At 70.8% G+C, this 6,008-nt stretch carries 2 protein-coding genes; both read right to left on the bottom strand.

Going from position 1 to position 6,008, the window contains the following annotated elements; all coding sequences use genetic code 11:
• A partial coding sequence (locus tag ACY0I8_RS15370; RefSeq protein WP_461395440.1) for a CxxxxCH/CxxCH domain c-type cytochrome occupies positions 1–3,179 on the bottom strand: 3,179 nt, incomplete at its 3' end.
• A gap of 111 nt (positions 3,180–3,290) precedes the next feature.
• Positions 3,291–6,008 (bottom strand): Ig-like domain-containing protein (locus ACY0I8_RS15365; protein ID WP_461395439.1); only part of this gene is annotated, 2,718 nt, incomplete at its 5' end.

The raw sequence follows: 6,008 nt of genomic DNA, 5'->3' as shown, positions 1-6,008 counted from the left end.
CCGTCGTCGAAGGAGTTGGGGCCGCTTTTCGCCTCAAACACCACCGGGATCACCGTGGTCCGGTCGGCGCCGGTGGTGGGCACGGCGTGGTTCTTCACCTCCAGGGACGGCCGGACCATGTAGATGTTCGCGGTGTTGTTGGCGTTTCGGGTCATGCCGTGGGGCTCGTGGCAGGCCTCGCAGTTGTACCGGAACGCCTCGGCGTTGGGGTCGTGGGTTGGGCCCGACGTGAACGAGGTGTTCTGGTTGCCGTGGGTCGAGACCTGCCTCGTGGCCGGGGTGCCCAGGGTGGTCCGGTGGCAGGCGCCGCACAGCCCGGTCACGGTGGACCCCGTGGACACGGTGTTCACCGTGGCCCGCAACCGGTTGCCCGCGAAGGTCGTGTCGTCGGCGTTGTTCACGTGGGCCGAGGCCGTATCGTGGCAGTCGGCACAGGCCTTGTTGGCCGCGGGGTTCCCCGAGGCCGGGTAGGTGCCGCTCGGCCGGTTGTGGCCGGTGATCTCGGCGCCGTAGCTCGCATCGTCGCCCAGCACGTCGGGCGCCGTGCGGCCCGTGCCGTCCGGGAGGGAGGTGGCCGGATCGGTGCCGTTGTGGCAGTTCACGCAGGGGATCGCGTTCGACGTAGTCCAGTAGGTCTTGGCCAGATCCCGGCCCACCTGGCCGTTCACCGAGGCGGTGGAGTGGCAGTTGTCGCAGGCCGTCGTGGCCGCGAGCGAAACCCCGCCCGTCATCTCCACCGAGCCGTTCACGTGGGTGGCCGAGATGTTCACCGCACCCGGGTAGATCGCGCCGTACAACTGGCCACCGTTGTGGCACTGGGCGCAGTTCGAGATATCCCCGGAGTTGTGGCACGAGTTGCAGTTCGCCCCGCCGTGGCCGCTCACTAGCCTCGGCCCCCAGACGTCCTTGTAGTGGCGCGGATGGCCGTGGGAGCTCACCTCCTTCGCCGGCGTCGTTGTGTTCTCGCCAAAGCTCCCGTGGCAGGTTCCGCAGTTCCCCGTGGTCGTGTCGGTCCAGATCGGGGTCTGGTCGGTGCCTCCGTTGCCCAGGCTCACCCCGTGGCAGTAGATGTTCGTGCACTCGGAGGTCGCGTTGTTGAAGGCCTCGCCGCCGAGGCCAGCGATGCCGGCCTGGGTGAGGTCGAAGGCCACCAGGGCCGGGTCGGTCAGGCTGCCCCGGGCGTGGTCGGGGCTGTAGGTGTTGGCCGTGGAGTTCTCGCCGGCGTGGCAGGTGCGGCAGGGGTAGTTCTTCTGGGGCGCATCCGGGTTCTCGTGGGCCCAGTGGCTCCCGCCGTCGGCCTGGACGTAGCCGCTGATCACCGAATTCAGGTGGCAGGCCTCGCACTCCTCGCCGGTGTCGCCGATCTCCCAGGTGCCGGCGTTGGCCGGGTAGCCGTTCCGGGTGGCCTCGGTGCTGGCCGTGGTCTTGTAGGCGTCGAGCCACACCGGGGCCGAAAGCTGGGTCTGGGTCGAGTCGCCCTTGCCGGTGATGCCGATCGCCGAGTCGTCGGGGTTGTGGCAGGTGAGGCTCGAGCAGGTGTTCGTGCCCGTGTCGTAGGTGCCGCTCGGGTTGAACGCCGGATTGAACGCCACCTCCACGTTGGCCGAGGGCACGGGGGTGCCCTGGTCCGAGCCCCACCCGCTCTGGTTGTGGTTGTTGTTGTAGTGGCACTCGGAGCAGGCGTAGCTCATCTTGTTCACGTGGGTGTCGTGGACCCCCACGGCATCGGGGTTGTCGGGGTGGGCGTCGGAGGCCGTGGGCGGGAACCCGTGGCACGCGTCGCAGGCCTGGGCCACGCCGAAGGTGGTGGCCGAGTTGTGGCCGTCGTGGCACCCGTTCCCCGAGGCGCAGGTGGTGGCGGTGAGCGTTCCGCCCAGGTGGTTCGTGCCGCCGGCGCCGTTGTCGTTCAGGCTCTGGCCCGCCGGGATGACGTTGTGGCAGTTGGTGTTGTCGCAGGTGCCGTTGGTGGCCCCGAAGAGGTACCAGTCGCCGTTGTATTTGACGTCGTCGTCGGGCAGTTGGGTGTCCTCGCCGGCCACGGTGCGGCGGATCATGGTGTCGTTCTGGAACGTGGCGTCCGCGGCCGCCGTGCCGTGCTGGTCGTGGCAGTCCAGGCAGCCGGCGCTGCGGCCCGTGCCGGCGTCGCCCCCCGCGGCCGGGGTGGGGGTGTGAGGCGCGTGGCCCGCGTGGCAGTGGCGGCAGTTGGAGTAGAAGTTCGTGCCGAAGGTCGAGGTGCCGGCCGCCGTGTCCTCGGCCAGGGTCGCCTTGAGCCGGGGCGCCGGGTCAAAGACGCGGTCGCCGTTGGCGTCGTGGCGGAGTTCGTGGCAGGTGTCGCAGGTGACCCCCACCTTGCCGTGGCCGTAGAGGCCGTAGTTGTCGGTGAGCCCCCCGTTCTCGTCCTTGGTGTGGCACACGTCGCACTCGGTGAGCCGCACCGTCTGGTTCGTGGCCGGCTGACCCGAGTGGCCCGAGGTGTTCTGGAGCACCAGGAGGCGCTCTCCGTCGGGGCTCGCGTGCTTTCCGTGGCACCGGGTACAGTAAACCGGGTTTTCGCCCACGGCCACGTCGTTCAGGGTGATCTTCGCGTTGGAGGCGCCGTGGCGGGCCGGGGCGTTGTACCCGTTGATCGCGCCGCCGTCGGCGTCGTGGCAGTTGGCGCTCTGGCAGGTCTTGGTGGAAAGTTCGGCGTCCGAGAGGTTCAGCGGGCTCCCCACCAGGGTCGTGGCCGGGTCGAGCAGGGTCTGGGAGGCGTCCACCCCGTGGATGTTGGCGTTTCCGGCGCCGTCCGAGGTCATGCCGCTCACGGTGTGGCAGTCGAGGCAGTCGAAGGCCGTGGCATCCTGGGCAAAGGTGCTCCTGGTGACGTCCACCGGGTGCTTCGACAGGGACGTCGCGTCGAAGTCGTGGTACACGCCCTTCATGCGGTCGCGGTTCGCCACGGAGACGGCGTTCTCCTCGTGGCAGAACAGGCACCGCACCACGGGGTCGGTGTCGGTGATGCCCAGATCGAAGGTCTTCTGGGACTTCTTCAGCAGATGGGTGCCGGCCACCATCTTGCTCGCGCTCACGGCGTGGCAGTCGTAGCACAGCGCCCCCGGCGGATAGTGGGTGGCCCCGGAGGGCACCGCCCACGCCACAACCGCCGCCACGATCGCACCAACCCAGGATCTACGATTCATCGGTTCCCGCCTCGAAAAGTCCGAACGTCTCGTGACGCGTAACGGGTGACTGGTGATCCGTGACGCGTGACGGGTGACCGGTGACGTTCCCCCGTCCCCCGTCCCCACGTCCTAACGTCCCAGCGTCCCAGCGTACTCGTCAGCCCACACGTCCTCGTCGATCTCCACGTACCCCAGGGTGTCCCCGAGTTCCACCCGGTCTCTGCGGTGCTTCACCCGGCGCACGAAGGTGCCCGCCTCGGGCGCGGTGAGCGTCCAGGTGGTGCGGCGGCCCTCCAGCACGACCAGGGGCTGGCCCTTCGTCACCTCGTCCCCGGGCTCCACCAGCCACTCCGCGACTTTGATGCGGTCGCGCTCCTGGCGCTCGGCGAGCCGCGGCACGAACACCGTGCCGTAGATCCGCCGGAGTTCCTCCTCGGTGGGCGCACGGCTCGTGTGCCGCGCCTCCACGATCACCGTGCCCGGCCGGGACCCGGCCCGGAAGGTCGCCTGGCCCTCGCCGTTGCGGTCGGTCAGCACCTGGGCCGGGGCCACATCGCCGCTGCCCTGGAGCACCGTGAAAACCACCGGCACCTCGTGGTTCGGGTTGTCGTGGATGTCGGTCACCCGGATCGAGAGCGCCGTCTCCCCGCCCGTGGGCAGCCGGTCCGCTCCCGCCACGAGTTCGATCTTGGCCGGCGCGTCGGCCATGAGCACGATCTGCACCGCGGCCGTCACCCCCCACGCCTCGGCCGACGCCGTCACCGTGACCGCGCCGATCGCGGTGCCCGCCCGGTACTCGGCCTCTGCGATGCCCCGCTCGTCGGTGCGCCCGCCCCGCAGCACCCGAAGCCGGCCGTTCTCGTTCCCCAGGGCGAACCGCACCCGGGCCCCCTCGATGGGGTTCCCTTGGAGGTCCAGGAGCTTCGCCTTCAGCCGGCTCGTGGACCGGCCGTCCGCCGTGAGTTTCTCGGGCTCGGCCGTGAGGGTGAGCACGGCCCGGTCCTCCATGCCCCTCTGGGCCCGGGGATAGAGCTCGATCGCCACGGTGGAGGCCACGTAGGTGTTGAGCCACCCGGCTCCCACGTCCCCCGTGGTGAGGTCCTTCGCAAGGAGCAGGGCCGTCTTCGCCGCAAACCCCGCCGTGTAGGTCGCCGTGACCTCCCCGAAGGCGTCGGTCACCCCACCCCATTTGACCTCCACGTCGTCCACGTCGTCCATCCGGGCCTCTTTGTCCTCGAGTCGGCCCCCGCCCACCACGCCCGTGTACTCCTCGGTGGTCGAGAGCGTGAGGGCGAGTTCGTGGCCCGACACCGGGTCGCCGTTGGCGTTCTCGGCCTTCACGGTGAGCCGGGTCGTCGCCTTCTGGTCCGCCGGCAGGAGCGCGTCCCGCGCCGTGACGAAAAGCCGCACCCGGGTGTCGAACGATACCGGCCGGCCCGCGGGCCGGGTCGTCACGTTCCCCGCGTCGTCCGCCAGGTGCACCACAACCGGCACCTCGGCCCCCTCGTCGTCCCACCCCACGGTGTAGGTGCCCCGGTAGGTCCCGGGCTCCACCTCGGCCATGGGAAGCCCCTCGGCCACGCCTGGGAGGTCGAAGGTGGCGTAGCCCCCGGGCTCGCCCGTGAGGGTCACGGTGAGCACATCCCCCGCCACGAGCTTGCCGCTAAACCCCACGGCCGAGAAGAAGTCATGCTCGGCCGAGGCGATGACCGGGGGCGTGGTGTCGTTGAGCGCGTCGAGGCCCACCACCGCGAGCTCCGGCCCGGCCCGGTCGGCCGACCCGTAGGCGTCGGCCACGTGGACGACGACCCGGTGGAGCGTCTTCGTCGGGCCCACGTCGGCGTCGGTCACGGTGTAGGTTCCGGTGTACCGGCCCGTGCGGCCCTCCTCCGTGAGCGCAAGGCCCGTCGCCAGGGTGCCGAGGTCCGCGGTCACCGTGGCCCCGCTCTGGGCCACCACGGTCACGGTCACGGTGTCGCCCGGCTTCGCCGGCTTCCCGAAGGGCTCCACGGTCACGGCCGCGATCGCCGGGCCCTCGCCGGGGGCGGCCTTTGCCGCCACGATCTCGCTCGGGGCGCTCCGGTTCCCCGCGCGGTCCACGGCCACCACGGCGTAGCGGTATGGAAGGCCCGGCACCACGGCCGTGTCGGTGAGGGAGAGTTTACGGGTGGTTTCGTAGGCGGCGCCCGCAAGGTCCGGGTCGGCCCCCTCTCCCCGGAAGATCTCGTAGTGGTCCACGTCGGCCGAGGGGCTGGCCTGCCAGGTCACCTCGATCTCCCCCGGCCAGGGCGACGAGGCCAGGATCCGGCCGGCCGGCACCGGCTCGGGGGGCGTCGTATCGATCGTGACCGCGGGGCCCTCAAGGCTCGCCGTCTCCCCCGTGGCCGGGTCCGTGAGCGTCCCCGTGAGGCCGAAGGTGCCGTTCACGCCCTCGGGCACGGCCACCTTCCCCACGTACACCCCGTCGTCCACCTCGGCCATCGGGACGTTCTCGGCCAACCCGGCGATCGTGAACGAGGCCCGTTTGTCCGGCGCGCCCCGCAGGGTCACGCCGATCTCCTGGCCCGCGCCGTAGAGGGCCTTCTCGGCCCCCACCTCGGCCACCGCGAGGTCCGCCACGGTCACCGCGACCTCGGGCGGGTATTTGCTCTCCACGTCCCCGCCCCGGCCGTCGCCGAACACGGCCGTCACCGAGTACCGGTAGGTCTTCCCCCGCTCGGCCGTGGGGTCGGTGAAGGTGAGGTCGTAGACCCGCTCGGGCGTCAGCCGCTCGAACCGGCCCTTCCCGTCCCGCCGGTACACCCGATACCCCTGGTTCACCCCCCGCACCTTCGGCGGCTCCCAGGT

It is taken from the genome of Deferrisoma sp. (assembly GCF_054681715.1).
Note: the sequence above shows the minus strand (reverse complement) of the source record. Positions and strands in the feature narration are given on the sequence as shown.